Source organism: Actinomadura sp. NAK00032 (assembly GCF_013364275.1).
GTDB lineage: Bacteria > Actinomycetota > Actinomycetes > Streptosporangiales > Streptosporangiaceae > Spirillospora.
This window is the reverse complement of sequence record NZ_CP054932.1, coordinates 6,071,575-6,090,387: the sequence shown is the minus strand read 5'-3', so window position 1 is coordinate 6,090,387 and position 18,813 is coordinate 6,071,575. Positions and strand designations below refer to the sequence as shown.

Annotated in this window: 16 protein-coding genes; 9 read left to right on the top strand and 7 right to left on the bottom strand. The window is 76.2% G+C overall.

The genetic code is table 11. From position 1 onward, the window contains the following. Position 1 precedes the first annotated feature (1 nt). Together HUT06_RS28120 and HUT06_RS28115 are read left to right on the top strand one after the other, a co-directional pair. Entirely contained in the window at positions 2–1,132 is a 1,131-nt protein-coding gene (locus tag HUT06_RS28120; RefSeq protein WP_176198459.1) for a DUF58 domain-containing protein, read from the top strand. Further along, the gene (locus tag HUT06_RS28115; protein WP_176198458.1) at positions 1,129–3,312 is read left to right on the top strand and encodes a DUF3488 and transglutaminase-like domain-containing protein; all 2,184 of its coding nucleotides are present in this window, start codon (positions 1,129–1,131) and stop codon (positions 3,310–3,312) included. The genes HUT06_RS28120 and HUT06_RS28115 overlap by 4 nt, the downstream gene beginning before the upstream one ends. Here HUT06_RS28115 and HUT06_RS28110 read toward each other — a convergent pair. Further along, positions 3,293–3,931 carry a hypothetical protein gene (locus HUT06_RS28110; RefSeq protein WP_176198457.1) on the bottom strand — a complete coding sequence of 213 codons (639 nt, stop codon included), beginning with the start codon at positions 3,929–3,931 and terminating at the stop codon, positions 3,293–3,295. The genes HUT06_RS28115 and HUT06_RS28110 overlap by 20 nt on opposite strands. A gap of 19 nt (positions 3,932–3,950) precedes the next feature. Here HUT06_RS28110 and HUT06_RS28105 point away from each other — a divergent pair, with 19 nt between their 5' ends. The 3 genes from HUT06_RS28105 (at position 3,951) to HUT06_RS28095 (ending at position 7,237) form a co-directional block, all read left to right on the top strand. Continuing rightward, on the top strand, positions 3,951–4,148 hold the full coding sequence (locus HUT06_RS28105) for a hypothetical protein (protein ID WP_176198456.1): 198 nt from the start codon (positions 3,951–3,953) through the stop codon (positions 4,146–4,148). Then, complete coding sequence (locus HUT06_RS28100; protein ID WP_176198455.1) at positions 4,145–5,083, top strand: threonine/serine dehydratase; 939 nt, start codon at positions 4,145–4,147, stop codon at positions 5,081–5,083. The genes HUT06_RS28105 and HUT06_RS28100 overlap by 4 nt, the downstream gene beginning before the upstream one ends. Before the next feature lie 75 nt (positions 5,084–5,158). Continuing rightward, complete coding sequence (locus HUT06_RS28095; RefSeq protein WP_176198454.1) at positions 5,159–7,237, top strand: fibronectin type III domain-containing protein; 2,079 nt, start codon at positions 5,159–5,161, stop codon at positions 7,235–7,237. Between the two features lie 28 nt (positions 7,238–7,265). Here the strand turns inward: HUT06_RS28095 and HUT06_RS28090 are convergent, their stop codons facing one another. Beyond that, positions 7,266–8,783 (bottom strand): serine/threonine-protein kinase, encoded by a 1,518-nt coding sequence (locus HUT06_RS28090; RefSeq protein WP_176198453.1) that lies wholly within the window; start codon positions 8,781–8,783, stop codon positions 7,266–7,268. A gap of 337 nt (positions 8,784–9,120) precedes the next feature. Between HUT06_RS28090 and HUT06_RS28085 the strand changes: the two genes are divergently transcribed. Together HUT06_RS28085 and HUT06_RS28080 are read left to right on the top strand one after the other, a co-directional pair. Further along, positions 9,121–10,608 carry a hypothetical protein gene (locus HUT06_RS28085; protein ID WP_176198452.1) on the top strand — a complete coding sequence of 496 codons (1,488 nt, stop codon included), beginning with the start codon at positions 9,121–9,123 and terminating at the stop codon, positions 10,606–10,608. Positions 10,609–10,680: 72 nt separating this feature from the next. Beyond that, complete coding sequence (locus HUT06_RS28080; RefSeq protein ID WP_176198451.1) at positions 10,681–11,826, top strand: CaiB/BaiF CoA-transferase family protein; 1,146 nt, start codon at positions 10,681–10,683, stop codon at positions 11,824–11,826. Between the two features lie 49 nt (positions 11,827–11,875). Here HUT06_RS28080 and HUT06_RS28075 read toward each other — a convergent pair whose 3' ends face one another. Next, complete coding sequence (locus HUT06_RS28075) at positions 11,876–12,262, bottom strand: cupin domain-containing protein (RefSeq protein WP_176198450.1); 387 nt, start codon at positions 12,260–12,262, stop codon at positions 11,876–11,878. Next, entirely contained in the window at positions 12,259–13,701 is a 1,443-nt protein-coding gene (locus tag HUT06_RS28070; RefSeq protein WP_176198449.1) for an MFS transporter, read from the bottom strand. The genes HUT06_RS28075 and HUT06_RS28070 overlap by 4 nt, the downstream gene beginning before the upstream one ends. Before the next feature lie 54 nt (positions 13,702–13,755). On the opposite strand from HUT06_RS28070, the gene HUT06_RS28065 reads away from it, so the two are divergent. Both HUT06_RS28065 and HUT06_RS28060 read left to right on the top strand, forming a co-directional pair. Next, a complete protein-coding gene (locus HUT06_RS28065) occupies positions 13,756–14,412 on the top strand; it encodes a TetR/AcrR family transcriptional regulator (protein ID WP_176198448.1) in 657 nt (218 codons plus the stop codon). Positions 14,413–14,630: 218 nt separating this feature from the next. Next, positions 14,631–15,488, top strand: coding sequence for a triacylglycerol lipase (locus tag HUT06_RS28060; protein ID WP_176198447.1), 858 nt, complete (start codon positions 14,631–14,633; stop codon positions 15,486–15,488). 58 nt (positions 15,489–15,546) lie between these two features. Here the strand turns inward: HUT06_RS28060 and HUT06_RS28055 are convergent, their stop codons facing one another. From HUT06_RS28055 to HUT06_RS28045, 3 genes are all read right to left on the bottom strand, one after another. Beyond that, positions 15,547–16,686: an acyl-CoA dehydrogenase family protein gene (locus tag HUT06_RS28055; protein WP_176198446.1), complete on the bottom strand. Its 1,140-nt coding sequence runs from the start codon at positions 16,684–16,686 to the stop codon at positions 15,547–15,549. A gap of 97 nt (positions 16,687–16,783) precedes the next feature. Beyond that, complete coding sequence (locus HUT06_RS28050; RefSeq protein ID WP_176198445.1) at positions 16,784–18,037, bottom strand: aspartate aminotransferase family protein; 1,254 nt, start codon at positions 18,035–18,037, stop codon at positions 16,784–16,786. A gap of 95 nt (positions 18,038–18,132) precedes the next feature. After that, the gene (locus HUT06_RS28045; RefSeq protein WP_176198444.1) at positions 18,133–18,798 is read right to left on the bottom strand and encodes a GntR family transcriptional regulator; all 666 of its coding nucleotides are present in this window, start codon (positions 18,796–18,798) and stop codon (positions 18,133–18,135) included. Positions 18,799–18,813: the final 15 nt, after the last annotated feature.

Sequence of the window (18,813 nt, the reverse complement as noted above, 5' to 3'; positions counted from 1 at the left end):
GGTGCTGACGCCGCTCGGGCGGGGCACGGCGGCGGCCGCGGTGCCCCTGTACGCGGCCGGCTGGTGGCTCGGCTACCCCGAGCCCGCCGCGCTCGCCGCCGCCGGGCTCGCCGCGGTCGCGGGCGCCCTGCTGTGGACGCTGCCGAGGCCGCGGCTGGACGTCCGCCGGGAGATCGCCCCGGCGAAGGTCGCGCGCGGCGAACCCGCCGTCGGCGTCCTGCACCTGGCCAACCGGGGGCGCGGGATCCGCGGGCTCAGCGCGCGGGACGCCGCGGGATCCGCCGAGGTCGCGGTCGCGATCCCGCGCCTGCGCGCGGGCGGCGGGCGCACGGTGACCTACCGGCTGCCGACCGGCCGGCGCGGTGAGATCCCGGTGGGGCCGCTGCGGCTGGTGCGGGCCGACCCGCTGCGGCTGGCCCGCCGGGTGCGGGAGTACGGGGAGCCGCGGGTCCTGCTCGTCCGGCCGAGGACGGTGCCGCTGCCGGTGCTGCCGTCCGGCCGCGCCCACCACCTGGACGGGCCGACGAGCGACCGGTCCCCGGCGGGCACGGCGACGTTCCACGCGCTGCGCGAGTACGTCGCCGGGGACGAGCTGCGCCACATCCACTGGAAGTCCTCGGCCCGCACCGGGACCCTGATGGTGCGCCGGCTGGTGGACGCGAGCCTGCCGACCACGACGGTCGTGCTGGAGACGCGGCCGGCGGCGTGGCCGGAGCCCGACGACTTCGAGCTGGCGGTGGACGCGGCGGCGTCCGTGGCCGCCGGGGCGGCCTCCGCGGGGTTCCCCGTCCGGATCCTGACCGGCGGCGGCCCGCTCGCCGCGACGCGCGGCGGTCCCGGCGACCCGGAGGTCCTGCTCGACGCCCTCACCACCGTCCGGCCGGACGAGGGCGGGCGGCCGGCGGCCGACGCGGTGCGCGGGGTGCGCGCCGGCGGCTCCCTCGTCGTCGTCACGACCGGCGACGCCGAGCTGGGCCGGATCGCGTCGGTGCGGTCCCGGTTCGACCGGGTCGTGGTGCTGCGCGTCCGCCCGGCCGGGCCCGCGCCCGCGCCGCCCGGCGTCCACCCGGTCGACGTCGCCGGCCTGGACGGGCTGGCGGAGTCGTGGCGGCGGCTGGGGAGCGCCCGGTGACCCGGTACCTGTCGCTCGCGGTGACGGCGGGCCTGGCCGCCGTCGCGGGCCTGGCGTTCCAGCGCGTGTTCGGGCTCGGGCCGGTCGTCCCGGTCGCCGCCGTCGCGGCCACCGTCCCGACCGTCCTGTGCGGGCTGCTGTCGGGCCCGCGCAAGAAGAGCCCCTGGCCGCTGTGGATCTCACTCGTGCTGACCGTGCCCGCCTGGGGCGCGACGGTGTCGCTGACCGTCCTGCGTCCGGCCCTGAGCGACGGGACGCTTCCGCAGACGCTCCGCGAGGGCGTGCTCAGCTCGTGGAAGGCGATCCTGACCACACTGCTGCCCGCGCCCGCCGAGCCGGAACTGCTCGTCCTGGTCAGCGTGGCGGTGTGGCTCGCGGCGTTCGGATCCGCCGAGCTGGCGCTGCGCACCTCGGCGCGCGCGGTCCCGGCGCTCCCGGCGCTCGGCGCGTGGGCGGTGGCGCTGCCGCTCGGCGCGGGCGGCCCCGGCTCGAACCTGCCGCTCGCCGCCGCGACGGCCGTGCTCGTCGCCGTGCTCGTCCTCGTCCGCGCGGACGGCCCCGGCGCGGGGATCGCCTGGCGGCCGCTCGCCGCCGGGGTGCCGGCCGCCGCCGCGCTCGGGGCGCTGGCGTTCGCCGCCGGCCCGCTCGTCCCCGTCAGCGCCACCCCCTACGACCCGCGCGAGCAGGTGCAGGCGCCGCCGCCCCGGCTGCGCGACGGCGTCAGCCCCCTCGACCGCGTCGGCGGCTGGCTGCTGGCCCCCGGCCAGGCCATGTTCACCGTCCAGTCCGACCGGACGGAGCTCGAGCGGCTCGCCGTGCTGGACCGGTTCGACGGGGTCACCTGGTCGTCCACGGCCCGGTTCGTCCCGACCGGGAGCCGCGTCCCGGCGGGGCCGGAGCCGGACAGGAGCCACGAGGTCTCCCAGCGCATCACGATCCGCGACCTGCCCGGCGTGTGGGTGCCCGCGCCCGACCGGCCCCGGCGGGTGGACGGCTTGCCCGTCGTCGCCGACCCCGCCAGCGGCGCCCTCGCCGCCGACCGGCCGCTGCGCCCCGGCCAGACCTACCGCGTCCAGGCCGCCGTCCCCGAGTGGACGGCCGCCGACCTGGCCGGCGCGGGCGTCGCGTCCGACGCGGAGGCGGCCGCCGCGCGGGAGCTGCCCTGGGGGCCGGGCGCGAGGAAGCCGCCCGTCCAGATCGCCGAGTTCCGCCGGTTCGCGCAGGCCGCGACGCGCGGCGCGACCACGCCGCTGCAGAAGGCCGCGTCGCTCGCCGAGTACCTCAAGGTCTTCGCCAAGTACGACGTGACCGCGCCGCCGGGCCACTCCTACCGGCAGATCGACTACTTCCTCGGCGAGGGCAGGCGCGGCACGCCCGAGCACTTCGCCACCGCCTACGCCCTGCTCGCCCGGACGATCGGGCTCCCGTCCCGCGTCGTCGTGGGGTTCGAGGGCGGGAAACGCGAGGGCGGGACCGTCCTGGTCCGCTCCGGCGACGTCATGGTCTGGCCGGAGGTCAAGTTCGACCGGCTCGGCTGGATCCGCTTCAACCCGCTCCCCGACAGCGGACGCCCGTCCAAGGGCGGCGAGGGCGTCGCCGCAGGGGAGACCGAGCAGAAGCTGGAACAGGCCCAGCAGAGCGCGGCCGCCCAGCAGAACGACCCTGGCCCGGCCAAGACGACGCAGAAGCAGCAGCAGGGCCCGGCCTCCGCCGAAGAGGCGCCCACACCGTGGTGGGTGTTCGCCTCCATCGCGGTGGGCGCCGCCGTCATCGGCTACCTGTGCGCCGTCCTGCTCGCGCCCGCCCTGCGCAAGCGCCGCCGCCGCACGGGACCGCCCGCCGCGCGCATCACCGGGGCCTGGCACCAGGCGCTCGACCACCTCGCCGACGCCGGCCTGTCCACGGTCCGGACGCTCACCGCGTCCGAGGTCGCGCGCTTCGGCGCGTCCGCCGTGGGGGAGGAGGCCGGCGGGCACCTGCGGCCCCTCGCCGACCTGGTCAACCACAGCCGCTTCGCCGCGTCCCGCCCCGACCCGCGTGCCGCCGACCGGGCCTGGCACCACACCGACGCCCTGGGCCGCCTTGTCACTGCCAAGGCGGGGCGCTTGCGCCGGTTCCGCCGCCGGCTGCACCCCGGCTCGCTGCGCGACCGGCGGCCGGTCAGGCCGCGGGCACGCTGACCGCGATCTCCCCGCCCAGCACCGCGCCCGCCTCCAGCTCCAGGTCGTCCCCGCTCCAGAACCGGCCCGGGTCGAACCAGTTCGGGCGGCGGCCCTTCGGCAGCAGCCCCATCGCCTGGTACGTCACCGCGACGATCTCCGCGCAGAACGCCGTTTCCAGATCCATCTCCCGCTCCGCCGGCCGCCGGATGGGCACGCGTCCCCGCAGCCACCGGGTCGCGAGCTTCGACGTCGAGGGGAACGGGGTGCCGTCCAGGCGCGCCACCGCGCGCAGCGCCGCGTCCTCCATCGGGCGGGTCGGCGGCGGCTCCAGCTGCCGCAGCCACGCCCGCTGCCCGTACCGGTTCCCCCACGCCAGGACGGCCTCGCGCAGGTCGTGCAGCTGCGCGCCGCGGTGGTGCCCGCCCGTCCACATGTCGCGCAGCGAGCGGCCCAGCTCGGCGTGCCACATCAGCGGCGGCATGTCGTCCAGGACCAGCGCCATCCCGACATGGTTCACGGGGCTGTTCGTGGTCATCTGGATCGCGCGGTCGGCGACCGTCCGGCCCCGGAACAGCCACACGTCACCGGTGCGGGTCAGGTCGGCGGCCTCGTCCAGGGAGATGCTGGTGCCCGGCATGGTCGCTACCGTAGCCCGCATGCGACTGTGGAAGAGCCGGGCCCTGTGGAAGGCGCTCGGCGTCGCCGGGTTCGTCGGCGTCGCCGCGACCGGCGCCGTGATCGTGCGCTCGGAGCGGCGCCGCCGCGCCTACACGCCCGAGGAGATCCGGAGCCGGCTGCACGAGCGGATCGCCGGGGGAGCAGGGGAGACCGGCGAGACCGGGGAGCGGCCGTGACGCCGCGCGCCGTCCGCGCGCCCGGCCCGGACGACCTCGACCGCGCCTGGCGCGCCGTGTCCGCCGCGCTCGAACCGACGCCGCTCGTCCCGTCGCCCGGCCTGGCGCCCGGCGCGCTGCTGAAGCTGGAGACGTGCCAGCCGACCGGCTCGTTCAAGGTGCGCGGCGCCCTCGCCGCCGTCGCGGCGCTGCCGGACGGCGCGCCCGCCGTCACGGCCAGCGCCGGCAACCACGGCCTCGGCATGGGCCACGCCGCCGCGAAGGCCGGCGCCGACGTGACCGTGGTCGTGTCGACGCGGGCCTCCCGGATCAAGGTCGAGAAGATCGCCGCGTTCCCGGTGCGGCTCGTCGAGCACGGCCTGACCTACGACCAGGCCGAGGCGCACGCGCTCACCCTGCCCGGCCGGTTCGTCTCCCCCTACAACGACCCCGACGTCATCGCCGGCCAGGGCACGATCGGCCGCGAGCTGGACGCGCAGGCGGCCGGGCCGCTCACCGTCGTCGCGCCGGTCGGCGGCGGCGGGCTGCTCGCCGGGCTGTGCCTGTGGGCCCGCGAGCGCGGGGACGTCCGGGTCGTCGGCGTCGAGTCGGCGGTCTCGCGCGGCGTGTCCGCCTCGGTGGCGGCCGGGCGGACCGTCGAGGTGCCGGTCGGCGAGACGTTCGCCGACGGCCTGCCCGGCAACCTCGAACCCGGCTGCGTCACCCCCGAGGTCATCGGGGACACCGCCGCGCTGACCGCGGTCACCGATGACCAGATCCGGACGGCGCTGCGCTGGCTGCTCCGCGAGCACGGCCTGGTCGCCGAGGGCGCCGGCGCGGCGGGCGTCGCCGCCGTTCTCGCCGGTGAGGTGGCCGTCGAGGGCCGGCTGGCGGTCGTCGTCTCCGGCCGCAACATCACCGTTCCCGGCTACGCCGACGCGATCCGCGAGAACTGAGGCATCCGGGAAAACCCGGGCGGACACGCGCCGCGCCCACTACGGTTCCGTCCGAAACGGGGCAGGTGAACGGGTGTGCGTGTACGTGTGTTCGGGGTCGATCGGCTGACGGGGCAGATCGCGGTGGGGCTCGTCGGGGTGCTCGTCATCGCGGCGGCCGTCTACGGGGTGGGCGTCGCCAGCGCCAAGTACCGGCTCGCCGACGTCGGCGCCTGGCTGACCGCCCGCACCAAGGGCGTGGTCGTGCACGTCAACGGCCCGGCGGGCAAGGTCGACGGCAAGGCGGGCGTCGTCCCGCAGATGCGCGGCCACAACATCAGGATCGTGCAGGACGGCGGCACCGTCCTGATCATCGACGAGGACACCGGCGTCGTCAGCCGGCTCGACCCGTCCCAGCTGGACATCGGCACGAGCCGCCCGCTCGGCAAGGGCATCCAGGTCCTCGCCGGGGCCGGGAAGGCGTACACGGTCGACTCGGTCAAGGGCGTCGTCCAGGAGATCGACCCGGTCGCGCTGACCCCGGTCGGTCCGGCGGCGACGCTGCCGCCCGTCCTCGGGCAGGCGGGCATCGACGCGCGGGGCGCGCTCTGGGTGCCGGTCGCGAAGGACGGGCGGGTCGCGGCGTTCGCCGGCGGCCGGCTCCGCCCGCCCGTCCGCGTCGGCGCGGCGGGCGACGACCTCGCGCTCACCATGGCGGGCGGCGACCCGGTCGTCACCGACTCGACCGCCGGCACCGCCACCGTCGTCAGGCCGTCCGGGGCGAACCTCACGGTGCGGCTGCCCGCGACCGTCCGGCGGGCGGGGCGCGGCGGCGTGCTCGCCCCCGCCGCCACCGACGGCGCCGTCGTCCCGATGCTGGTGCCGGGCACCGGGTCGCTCGTCACCGTCGACACCGGCACCGGGCGGTACTCCAGCACCCGGCTCGCGATGCCGAAGCACCGGTACCGGCCGCCGCAGATGCTCGGCGCGAAGGTCTACATCCCGGACGAGACCGCCGGGGCGCTGCTCGTCTACGACTCGGCCGAGCACCGGTTCGAGGCGCCCGTCCGGGTGACGGGGCGGCCGTCCAAGCTCGACGTGTTCGTCCGCGACGGGATGCTGTGGGCGAACGACCCGTCCGGCCCGCACGCCGTCGTGGTCGACGCGCAGGGCGCCCGCAAGGGCGTCGACAAGTACAAGGACCGGGTGCCGGGCGGCCAGAAGCGCCACGCGATCCCGCTGCCCGGCGACGGGGACGCGCCGCCGCCGCCGTCCCGGCCCCGGCCGCCGTCCCGGAGCCCGGAGCCGCCGGGGCCCGGCGAGCCCCCGAGCGCGCCGTCCAACGTCTCCGTGACGCCCGGCGCGGGCACGATGCGGATCGGGTTCCAGCCGTCGCGGGGCGAGGGCGTCATCGGCTACGTGCTGAAGGACGTCCCGTCCGGGCTGGCCGCGAGCCCGTCCTCGATCCGGCCGGGCGCGGGCCCCTTCACCTTCACCGTGACCGGCGGCGACTGCGGGCGCGAGTACCGGTTCCGCGTCGCCGTCCGCTACCGCGACGCCCGCGGCCGGACCCGCGAGGCGGTGTCGGCGGCGAGCGACCCCGTCCGGCCGTGCGTGACGCCGGGCGCGCCGACCGGCCTCACCGCGCGGGCGTCGACGTCCGGGACGAAGGTGTCGTGGACGCCCCCGCCCGGCGCGGAGAACCTCACCTACCGGCTCGCCTACAGCGGCCCGGTGAAGGGCTCGGTCACGGCGTCGGGCACGTCCGCCGTGCTCGGCGACGTGTGGACGAACGGGACCTACACCTTCACCGTCACCGCCGCGAACGACGCCGGCACCGGCGCGCCCGCGACGGCCCGCATCGGGCTGACCGGCCCGGCCGCCAAGTACCCGGTGGAGCGCAACGGCAACTCCGACGCCTACATCCGGGCGACGCCCGACGGGAAGAACGGCGCGCTCGTCGCCACCATGCACGACAACAACGGCGAGATGGTCACCGTCCACTGCCAGGCGAAGGGCACGTACTACACGCACCCCAAGGACTCCAACCTCGCCGGCGACAAGTACGCCAAGATCACCTACAGCGGCAAGACCGGCTACGTCCTCGGCTACCTGGTCAACACGCCCGGAGACTGGAAGAGCTTCGCCGGCCCTACCGTCTGGAAGTGCGGCTAGCCGCACTTCCAGACGGTAGGGCGGTCCGTCAGCCGCGCGGTGCCGCGCCGCCCTTCGCCGGGCGCAGGCAGGCGGGGGCCGACCAGGCGACGTCCGGCGCCCGGCCCTGGGTGAGGCGTACCACCGCGCCCACCTTGAAGCAGGCGGTCGCCTTCGGCCGCAGGCCCGGCACGGTCGCCGACCGCGACCCGGCCGGGGCCGTCGTCACCGCCTTCGACCCGGCGGGCTGCCGCTGGACGAGCAGCGGCAGGGCCCGCGCGCCGGCCGGCAGCGTCCAGCGGAGCACGGCCGTCCGCCCGGTCTGCCGGACGGTGAGCTTGCGCGGGCGCAGCGCGGCGAGGTCCTCGGCCGTCACCGGCCCGTGCTGGCTCTGCGCCTGCGGGGCGGTCTGGGACGGCTGCGGGGCGGCGCCCTGCTTGTCCTTCTCCGGATCCCCGCCGCGGTTCGCCAGCGCGAGCGCGCCGACGCCGAGCGCGAGCCCGCCCGCGAGCGCGACGCCGGCCGCGACGATCAGCCCGCGGCGCGGCCCGTCGTGCGGCCGCGCGGGAAGCGGCGGCGGGGGCGGGCCCGCCGGGCCGGTGTGCGGGGTCGTCGGGCCCGTCCTGCCGAGGCTGCGCGCGTGCGGGTCGCCCGCCGTGGGCGCCCACTCGGGCACGAGCGGCGGACCGGGCGGACCGGGCGCGGGGGAGGGCTGCGCGCCGGCGCCGTCGATGGCCAGGTCCGTGACGGGCAGGCCCAGTTCGGCCTGCACGCGCTGGAGCGCCCGCGCGAACTCCACGGCGGACGCGAAGCGCTGCTCGGGCGCCTTCGCCATCGCGTGCCCGAGGACGTCCGCGACCTGCGGCGGGACGTCGGCCCGGGGGATCGGCGGCGGCTCGTGCAGGATCCGCAGCATCAGCGGCGCGATGCCCTCGCCGGGCGGGCCCTTGAACGCCGGCCGCCCCGCGAGCAGCTGGTACAGCGTCGAGCCGAGCGAGTAGACGTCGGCGCCGACGCCGGGCGGCCGGCCCTCCAGCACCTCGGGCGCGGCGTGGTTCGGTGTGAACGCCTGGGTGTGCGTGGCGTCGAAGGAGTCGACCAGGCGGGCGATGCCGAAGTCGGCGAGCGCCGGCTCCCCGTACCGCGACAGCAGCACGTTCTGCGGCTTGACGTCCCGGTGCAGGACGTCGGTCTCGTGGGTGGCGGCGAGCGCGCCCGCCGTCTTCACCCCGATCCGCAGCACGTCCGCGACCGGCAGCGGCCCCTCCGCGGCGAGCCGGTCGGTGAGCGCGCCGTGCTCGAAGTACTCCATCGCGATGTAGGGCCGGCCGGCGCGGGTGGTGCCGGTGTCCAGCACGGTCACGATGTTCGGATGCCCGGACAGCCGCCCGGTGATCTTGCATTCGCGCTGGAAGCGCCGCATGGCCGCGGCGTCCACCGCGCCGACCGACAGCACCTTCAGCGCGACCGTCCGGTCGAGGCGCTCCTGGTGCGCGCGGTACACGACGCTGAAGCCGCCCTCGCCGACCTGCTCCAGCACCCGGTAGCCCGGGACGTCCTCCGTCATGGATCCGGGAATCCCTCTCCGTCGCTCGTCTCGTCCCGGACGCGGCGGGGGCGCGCGGGTCCGGCGCCGTGCGGCGCGGGACGGTACCCCGGGAGCCCATCAGCGTAGTGCCTCCCGCCCCGGCGCGGGCCGCATACGGAAATGAGATGACATTTCTTTGCGGCCGGTTAATCGTTCTCCCAATTTCGCGCCGACCGTCGCCCGCAGCGCTCTAACCTCGGATTTCCGCGATCGAGGAACGGCCCAGAGGGAGTGGCCCGCCGTGACGGAAGATGTCATGACGAATGCCCGGACGGAAACGCCGCCGGCCAAATCGGCGTACCCGGACCTTGTCCGGATGGCGTATTTCGTTCTGCCGGGCAAGGGCAGGCGCGTGTACCGGCTGGCGATCGCCCGCCGGATCGTGGACGGCACCGCGCGCGGCGCGCGGGACCGGTCCGCCGCCGGGCTCGCCCGGCGCCGCACCCGCGTGCTGCGCCGCGCGCTGCGCCCCTCCCGCCGCCTCCAGATCGGCCTCGGCCCCTGGCTGCGGGCGCTGCCCGCGCGGCTGCCCGACCCGGCGCTGACCGCGGCGCTGTCCCGGCTCGCGCCGCACGTCCGCGCCGCCTACGTGCTCCGGTACGTGGAGGGGCTGCCCCGGTACGAGATCCGCGACCAGCTGATCCAGCTCGGGGTGCGCGACCCCTGGTCGACGATCCGCGCCGCCGAGGCGGTCCGGGTGCCCGCGCCGCGCGGCGCCGACCGGTTCGACGCCGAGACGCTGCGGCCCGTCCGCACCCGGTCGGTGCTGCCGCTCGCGACCGCCGCGATCCTCACCGCCGGGCTCGTCGGCGCGCTGGTCGCCACCGAGCACGACGACTCCCGCGCGACGTCCGCGCGTCCGCCGCGGCTCGTGTCGGCCGCCCCGGGCGCCTGGACGCGCGGCGCCCGCACCCTGGACGCCTGGCCCGCGCGCGGCGACCTCGCCGGCGACCGGGCGTTCACCCGGCGCGCCGCCGCCGCGTGGGCGGCCGCGCCCGCCGGCCGCCGCGCCGCGGGCGGCACCGCCCAGCTCCTGTACGCGGGCCGCCTCGACGGCACGCCCCTCGCCGTCATGCGCCGCGGCGACCGGCTGGCCCGCTACACCCCGGGACGGCTGGAGGTCACCGCCGCCGGCACCGGCCCGTCCGCCCCGATCGCCCTCGGCGGCGGCCGCTACCTCATCGCCCCCTGGGAGCCGCCGCCCGAGACTTTCGGCGGGGACGCGCTGCCCGTGTCCGGCGGCGTGACCGCGCCCGTCCGCGCGCGCACCGACTGCGGGCGGGGCCCGCTGTTCCACCTCGGCTCCCGCACGGTCGGCGACCTCGGCGGCCCGCGCGCCGCCGACCTCGGCTACCACACGCCGTCGTGGCGGCCGGGCGGCGCCGACCGCCCGGCCCGCCTGGGGAAGGGCGCCCGCGCCACCTGGGACCGGGTGGCCTGCGCGACGCCGCGCCCCGCGCGGCCGGTGGCCGCGGCGACCGCGCACGACTTCTGGTCCGGGCGGCTGCCGCACGGCGGCCCGTCCGCCGACTGGATCTGCGCCCGGCTGGCGTACGCGGCGGGCGGGACCACCGGGCAGGCGGTGCTGCTCGGCGCGGACGACCGCGCCACCGGCGCGTGCGACCCGGCCCGGCCGGTCAGCGGGACCTGGTGGCAGGCCCCCTCGGACCGCTGGTACTACGTGGCGGCGGCGGGGCGCGGCCTGGTCCCGCACGCGGGCGGCGTCGAGCGCTCGACGACGCGCAAGGGCCTGCTCGTCGGCACCGGCACGCCGCGCACACCGGTCGCCCTGACCGCCCGCTGAGCCCGCGTCAGCACGCGCTTACCTGGATGGTGCACACTGGGGGCACACCGAACACGATTCAGGGAGTCGCAGATGGGCAAGGGGCCGCTGTCCGGGGTACGGGTGATCGAGCTGGCCGGGATCGGGCCCGGGCCGTTCGCGGCGATGCTGCTGGCCGACCTCGGCGCCGACGTGATCCGGGTGGACCGGGCCTCCGCCGTCCGGCCGGGCGAGGCGGCCGGCGGCACCGACTTCAGCAACCGCGGCAAGCGGTCCATCGCCATCGACCTGAAGAGCGAGCGCGGCCGGGAGGTCGTCCTCCGCCTGGTCGAGAAGTCCGACGTGCTGCTCGAAGGGTTCCGCCCCGGCGTCACCGAGCGCCTCGGCATCGGCCCGGACGACTGCCTCGCCCGCAACTCCAGGCTCGTCTACGGCCGCATGACCGGCTGGGGGCAGGAGGGGCCGCTCGCCCACACCGCCGGCCATGACGTCGGCTACATCGCGGTGACCGGCGCCCTGCACGCCATCGGCCGCGCGGGCGGCCCGCCGCAGGTCCCGATGAACCTGCTCGGCGACTTCGCCGGCGGCAGCATGTACCTGATCGTCGGCGTGCTGTCCGCGCTGCTGGAGTCGCGGGCGAGCGGCAAGGGCCAGGTCGTGGACGCCGCGATCGTGGACGGCACCGCCCACCTGTCCACCTTCATCCACGGCTTCCTCGCGGGCGGCCTCTGGGAGGACCGCCGCGGCGTCAACATGCTCGACACCGGCGCCCCCTGGTACGACGTCTACGAGACCTCCGACGGGCGGCACATGGCCGTCGGCGCCATCGAGCCGCAGTTCTACGCCGAGTTCATCCGGCTGCTCGGCCTCGACGGCGAGGACCTTCCCCACCAGCACGACCACGACGGCTGGCCCGTCCTGCGGGACCGCTTCGCCGCCGTCTTCCGCACCCGCACCCGGGACGAGTGGACGGAGGTCTTCGTCCCCAGCGACGCGTGCGTGGCCCCCGTCCTGTCCATGAACGAGGCCGCCGAGCACCCCTACAACACGGCCCGGGACGTCTTCCCCGAGATGGCCGGGCACCGCCAGCCCGCCCCCGCGCCGCGCTTCTCCCGCACCCCCGGCGCGACCGACGGCGTCCCCGCCCTGCCCGGCGGCCAGACCCGCGCCGTCCTGGACGACCTCGGCTTCGACGACGCCGACACCCTCCTGAAGGAGGGCGCCGTCGTCCAGTCCTGACCTCGCCCCGGCGGCCGCGCCCGAAGGCGGGCGCGGCCACCGGCGCTTGTCAGGGCGCGTCGGTTCGCCGCTCCTGGCGGGAGCCGCGGCGCAGGCCGATGGACATGATCTCGCTCGGTCCGTCCAGTTCGAGGCGGTGCCAGCGCCCGCGCGGCACGATGACCGCGGTGCCGGGGGCCAGCCGCGCCATCTCCTCCTCGCCGCCCGGCTCCTCGGGGCGGAAGTAGATCCGCAGGCCGCCGGACAGGCAGCACACCGCCTCCTCCGCGGCCGGATGCACCTCCCAGTGGTCGGCGTGCACGTCCGCGTCGGTGCGCACGCGGAAGGCCGCGAGCTGCCAGCCGCCGTCGTCGGTGGTCATGCGCGGCTCGCCGGCGCGGACGGCGCCGCCGGGGTGGAACGCGAGGGCGGACTCGAACAGATCGATCGGATTCATGAGCGTGTTCCTTCCAGTCGGTCTTGCGTGGGTTCGGGTGCGGGCGGCCGCGCGGAGGCGGGAGCGCGGCGGGGGAGCGCCGCCGCGGCGGCGGCCGCGACGAGGAAGAGGGCGGCGGCGACGGTGAGGCTCAGGGCGTAGCCGTCGTTCAGCGCGGACGCGGTCGCGGCGCCGCCGGTGCGGTGGGCGGCGACGGTGGCGAGGGCCGCCAACCCGACGCAGCCGCCGAGCTGGCGGGAGCTGTTGACCAGGCCCGAGGCCATCCCCGCCTCACGGGGCGCGACGCCGGTGGTGGCCGCGACGGTGACCGGGGCGAGCACGAGGCCGGTGCCGACGCTGCAGAGCAGGGACGGGCCGAGGACGTCGGTGAGGAACCCGCCGCCCGGGCTGATGAACGCGAACCAGCCGAGGCCCGCCGCGCCGAGCAGCCCGCCGGGGATCAGCGCCGCGCGCGGGGAGCGGGCCGAGGTGATGCGGGTGGCGGCCACGGTGCCGGCGACCAGCCCGAGGGAGAAGGGCAGGAACGCGGCGCCGGTCGCGGCCGCCCCCATCCCGAGCACCTCCTGCAGGTAGAGCGACACGAAGTAGAAGGCGGAGAACTGGCCGGCGGCGGCGAGGAACACGATGACGTTCGCGCCCGCCACCCAGCGGCCGCGCAGCAGGCCGAGGCGGACGAGCGGCGACGCGGACCGGGACTCGGCGAAGGCGAACGCCGCGAGGAGCACGGCCGCCGCCGCGAGGGTGCCGAGCGTCGCCGGGGACGTCCAGCCGAGCGTGTCGGTGCGGACGACGCCGACCACCAGCAGCCCGATGCCGCCGGTCGCGAGGACCGCGCCGAGGACGTCCAGCCGGTCCCGCGCGGCGGTGCCCGCCGCCGCGGGCACGCCCGCCGGGACGAGCGCCAGGGCCGCCGCGACGATGGGCAGGTTGACCAGCATCACCCAGCGCCAGCCCGCGTACTCGGTCAGCAGCCCGCCGGCGAGGACGCCGAGGGCGCCGCCCGCCGCGTTCACCGCGCTCCAGACGCCGAGCGCGCGGACGCGGGCGCGGCCCTCGAAGGTCGTGGTGAGCAGGGCGAGGGCGGCCGGCGCGACCGCCGCGGCGCCGAGGCCCTGCCCGGCGCGGGCGGCGACGAGCTGCCAGGGCGCCTGGGCGAGGCCGCCGGCGAGGGAGCACAGTCCGAAGACGACGAGGCCGGCGGTGAACAGCCGGCGCCGCCCGTACAGGTCGCCGGCCCGGCCGCCGAGCAGCAGGAACCCGCCGAAGGTGAGCGCGTAGACGTGCACGACCCAGGCCAGGCCGACCGGCGCGAAGCCGAGGCCGGCCCGGATCGCGGGCAGTGCGACGTTGACCACCGCCATGTCCAGGGCGACGACGAACTGTGCGACGGACGCGGCCGCGAGCACCACCCCGGGTCGCCCCCGAGTATTTTTGTACATGTAAGAAAAATAGCCCGAGATGCCGCGCCGTGTCGAGCCCGCGATGATGGGGGCATGCCGCGACAGTCCGCCCAGCGGGGCCGGCCGCCCCGCATCTCCCGCGCGGAGATCCTCGACGCCGCCCGCCGGATCGTGGACGAGGAGGGCGTCGGGAAGCTGACGATGCGCCGGCTCGCGGGGGAGGTCGGCAGCACCCCCATGGCGCTGTACCACCACGTCCGCGACAAGGAGGAGCTGCTCCTGCTGCTGCTGGACGACTACGCCGCGCGGACGCTGCGCCGCCCCGCCGTCCCGGCCGACCCGCGCGAACGCGTGGTCGCCATGGCGGCGGCGATCCGCGAGGCGCTCGCGGCCTGCCCGTGGATCGTCGAGGTGCTCACCGCCGACGACCTGATGGCGACGTCGGCGCTGTGGTTCGTGGACCAGATCCTGGCGGGCCTGGCCGAGCTCGGGCTGAGCCCCGAACGGGCCGTCCACGGGTACCGGGCGATCTGGTACTACACCGCCGGCGAGATCATCGTCCGGTCGGCGGCGGCCCGCCGCCGCGCCGGCGACGACCGGCCCACCTACCGCGAGCGCGTCTTCGCCGAGCTGGACGGCACGGAGCTGCCGAGGCTGGCGGAGGTCGCCGAACGCTGGGGGCCGCTGACCGAGCGGGACACCTACCTCGACGGCCTGCGCGCGCTCGTCGACGGGCTCGCCCGCGGCTGACCGGTCCCGGCCGCAGGGCGGGCGGCATGCCCGGCCTGCTTGTGAGTCGGCTGACAATTTCTCCCCGACAACCGGAGGCCCGCCCACAAGACCGGGCCCCGAGGCGGCCGTACCTTGTGGGAACTCCACCCCGGTCATCACGGCGATGAACGGCCGGGCCGGGCGAAAGGCGCCGGGCCGCGGCCTCTTTTCGCCGTGCCCTCATGAGGGAGAAGCCCATGCGTTTCCGACGACTCCGTACCTGGGCGGTCACGGCCGCGGCGGCGGCCGCCGCCCTCGGCGCGGCCGGCATGGTCGCGCCCGCCGCGCACGCCGAGACCAGCCCGGACGGTGCCAACGACTGGAACTGCAAGCCGTCGTTCTGGCACCCCCGGCCGGTCGTGCTCGTGCACGGCACGTTCGAGAACATGGCGTTCAACTGGCAGAAGCTCTCCCCGGCGCTGAAGAAGGCCGGATACTGCGTCTACGCCCTCAATTACGGCGGCCCGAAGGACGGTCCCATTCAGGGGATCGGCGACATTCCGACATCGGCCGGGCAGCTGTCGGCGTTCGTCGACAAGGTGCTCGCCTCGACCGGTGCGTCCAAGGTCGACATGGTCGGGCACTCGCAGGGCGGCATGATGCCCCGGTACTACATCAAGTCCCTGGGCGGGGCCGCGAAGGTCAACAAGCTGATCGGGCTCGTCCCGTCCAACCACGGCACGAACCTGTCCGGGCTGGTGGCGCTCGGCAGCCTGCTCGGCATCACGCAGGCGGTGGTGAAGGCCGCGCCCGCCGCCGGGCAGCAGATCACCGGCTCCGACTTCCTGAAGGACCTCAACGCGGGCGGCGACACGGTGCCCGGCCCGTCCTACATCGTGCTGGCCACCAAGTACGACGAGGTCGTCACGCCCTACACCTCGGCGTTCCTCAACGAGTCGAACGCGCAGAACGTCCTGCTCCAGGACAAGTGCGCGAACGACACCAACGCGCACGTCGGCATCGCCTTCGACCCGGTGGCGATCAAGTTCGTGCTGAACTCGCTCGACATCTGGGGCCCGTACTGGCCCATCGACTGCGGCAACCCGCTCGGCTGACCCGCCCCCCGCGCGGCGGCGCCCGGCGGACCCTCTCCCCGCCGGGCGCCGCTCCCCGCTAGAGGCCGAGGCGCTTGGCCGCGATCTCGTTCATGATCTCGTTGGTGCCGCCGCCGATGCCGAGGATGCGGGCGTCGCGGTAGTGGCGCTCGACCTCCGACTCGCGCATGTAGCCCATGCCGCCGTGCAGCTGGACCGCCTCGTGCACGACGTGCTCGCAGGCGAGGACGGCGGTGTTCTTGGCGTAGGCGGTCTCGGTGAGCACGTCCTCGCCCGCGGCGTGCCGCTCGGCGACCGCGCGGACGTAGGTGCGGGCCACGTCCGTCTGCCGGGCCATCTCGGCGATCTTGTGCCGGACGAGCTGGCGGGACGCGAGCGGGCGGCCGAAGGTGTCGCGCTCGCGGACCCAGCCGAGCGTGAGGTCCAGGCAGCGCTGCGCCGTCGCGTACGCCTGGACGGCGAGCGAGAGCCGCTCGGTCACGAAGTTCTGCACGATCTGCAGGAACCCGGTGTTCTCCGCGCCGACCAGGTTCGCGGCCGGCACCCGGACGTCGCTGAACGACAGCTCCGCCGTGTCGGAGCAGAGCCAGCCCATCTTGCGCAGCGGCCGCGACACGGTGAAGCCCGGCGCGCCCTTCTCGATGACCAGCAGCGAGATGCCGTCGAAACCGGGGCCGCCCGTCCGCACCGCGGTGGTGACGAAGTCCGCGCGCACGCCCGAGGTGATGAACAGCTTGGCGCCGTTGACGACGTAGTGGTCGCCGTCGCGGACGGCGGTGGTGCGGATGCCCGCCACGTCCGACCCGGTGCCGGGCTCGGTGACGCCGAGCGCGCCGATCGCCTCGCCCGCGAGCACCGGCCGGGCGAACCGGTCGACCAGCGCGTCGTCGCCGGACGCGATGATGTGCGGCAGCGCGATCCCGTGCGTGAACAGCGACGCGACGACCCCGCCGGAGCCGCCCGCCTGGATGATCTCCTCGGCGACGATCAGCGCGTCGAACAGCTCGCCGCCGGACCCGCCGGCCTTCTCCGGGAACCCGGCGCCGAGCAGCCCCGCCGCGGCGGCCCGCGCGTGCAGCTCCCGGGGGAGCTCGCCGGCGTCCTCCCACGCGGGCAGGTGCGGGACGATCTCCCGCGCGGTGAAGTCGCGGACGAGCCGGCGCAGCTCCGCGCGCTCGGGGGTGTGCCAGGGACGCAACGCCGCCTCCAAGATGTCGAATCAGATTCGGAATCTAACAGGAGGCCGGCGGGCGGCGGAGCGGGGGGCGGGCGGCCGCCCGCCCCCCGCCGGGCGGTCAGCCGACGGCGTCCGCCACGGCCCGCGACCAGAGCGCGAGGGCGTCGTCGACCTGCGCCTCGGTCACGATCAGCGGCGGGATCATCCGGACGACGTTGCCGTACGCGCCGCAGGTCAGCAGCAGCAGGCCGTGCTCGGCCGCGGCCTTGTGCGCCCGCTGGGCGGCGGCGGCGTCGGGCTCGCCGTCCGCCCCGGTGAACTCGCTGGCCTGCATCAGCCCGAGCCCGCGCACGTCGCCGATCTCCGGATGGTCGGCGGCGACCTTGCGCAGCCCGTCGTTCAGCCGCGCGCCCTGCCGCTCGGCGTTGCCGACGAGGCCCTCCTCGGCGATGACCTCGAGCGTCGCGAGCGCGGCGGCGCAGGCGACCGCGTTGCCGCCGTAGGTGCCGCCCTGCGAGCCCGGCCGCGCCTTCTCCATCAGCGCGGTCGGCGCCGCGATCGCCGACAGCGGGAACCCGCTGGCCAGCCCCTTGGCGGTGATGAGGACGTCGGGCAGCGCGGCCGCGTGCTGGTGGCCCCAGAACCGGCCGGTCCGCCCGAACCCGGTCTGCACCTCGTCCATGATGAGCAGGATGCCGTGCCGGTCGGCGCGCTCGCGCAGCCCCTCCAGGAACGCGGGCGGCGCCGGGATGTAGCCGCCCTCGCCGAGCACGGGCTCGACGACGAACGCGGCCGTGTCGGACGCGGGGCTCGCGGTGGCGAGCAGGTAGTCCAGCTCGCGCAGCGCGAACCGGGTGGCCTCCTCCTCGTCCCACCCGTACCGGTAGGCCTGCGGGAACGGCGCGATGGCGGCGCCCGGCATCAGCGGCCCGATGCCGGCGCGGAACTTGGTGCCGGCCGTGGTGAGCGCGGCGGCGCCCATCGTCCGGCCGTGGAAGGAGCCGTGGAAGACGACGATGTTCTGCCGCCCGGTGGCGTGCCGCGCGAGCCGGATGGACGCCTCGACGGCCTCGCTGCCGCTGTTGAGGAAGAACAGCGAGTCCAGGCCGTCCGGCAGGACGTCGCCGAGCGCCTCGACGAGCCGCAGCAGGGGTTCGTGCATGACGGTCGTGTACTGCCCGTGGATGAGCGTCCCGACCTGCCTCCGCGCCGCCTCCACCACGCGCGGGTGGCAGTGGCCGGTGTTGGTGACGCCGATGCCCGCGGTGAAGTCCAGGTGCCGGCGGCCCTCGGTGTCGTAGAGGTAGACGCCCTCGCCGCGTTCGGCCAGGACGGGTGTGGCCTGCTTGAGCAGGGGTGACAGCGTCGCCATGCGCGTCCCTCCGGTAGATTGTCGACAATCTGCAATCTAGGTGCCCCCGGGGCCGGTGTCCAGGGGGCGGTGTCCTGGGGGTGTCCTCCTCGGGGCTACGGCCGGGAGGCGCGCAGCCGCTGGATCGAGTCGGTCATGTGCTCCTCGATGAGGACGAGCAGCCGCTCCTCCTCGCCGTCGCCGATCGCGTCGACCAGCCGCCGGTGCTCCTCGACCAGGTCGGACGGCTCGGGGTAGGTGTCCTGGAGCGCGTTCAGGCACATCCGGGTCTCCACCAGCAGGGTGTGCGCCATCCGCTCCAGCCGGGGGCTGCCGGACGAGCTGACCAGCACCTCGTGGAACGCCTGGTCGGCGTCGCTCATCGCGACCCGGTCGCGCTGCTGCGCCGCCTCGACGAGGGCGTCCAGGGCGTCGGTGAGCCGGGCCACCGCCTCGCCGCGGTTGCGCGCCATGATCAGCCGGCACGCCTCCCGCTCGATCGCGAGCCGGGCCAGGTAGACGTCCTCGACGTCGCCCTCGTCCAGCGTGATCACGAACAGCCCGCGGTGCGGCTCGCTGACCAGCAGCCCCTCCTGGACGAGCCGCTGCATCGCCTCGCGCAGCGGGCCGCGGCTGATGCCGAGGCGCCCGGCGAGCTCGGCCTCGCCGAGCTGCGCGCCGGGCTCCAGCGACCCGTACATGATCGCCTCGCGCAGCTCGTCGGAGACGATCTCGACGGTGGACTTGCGGGGGACAGGTTCCAGCTCACCCAATCGGCCCATGCCGCGGGCCCCTTT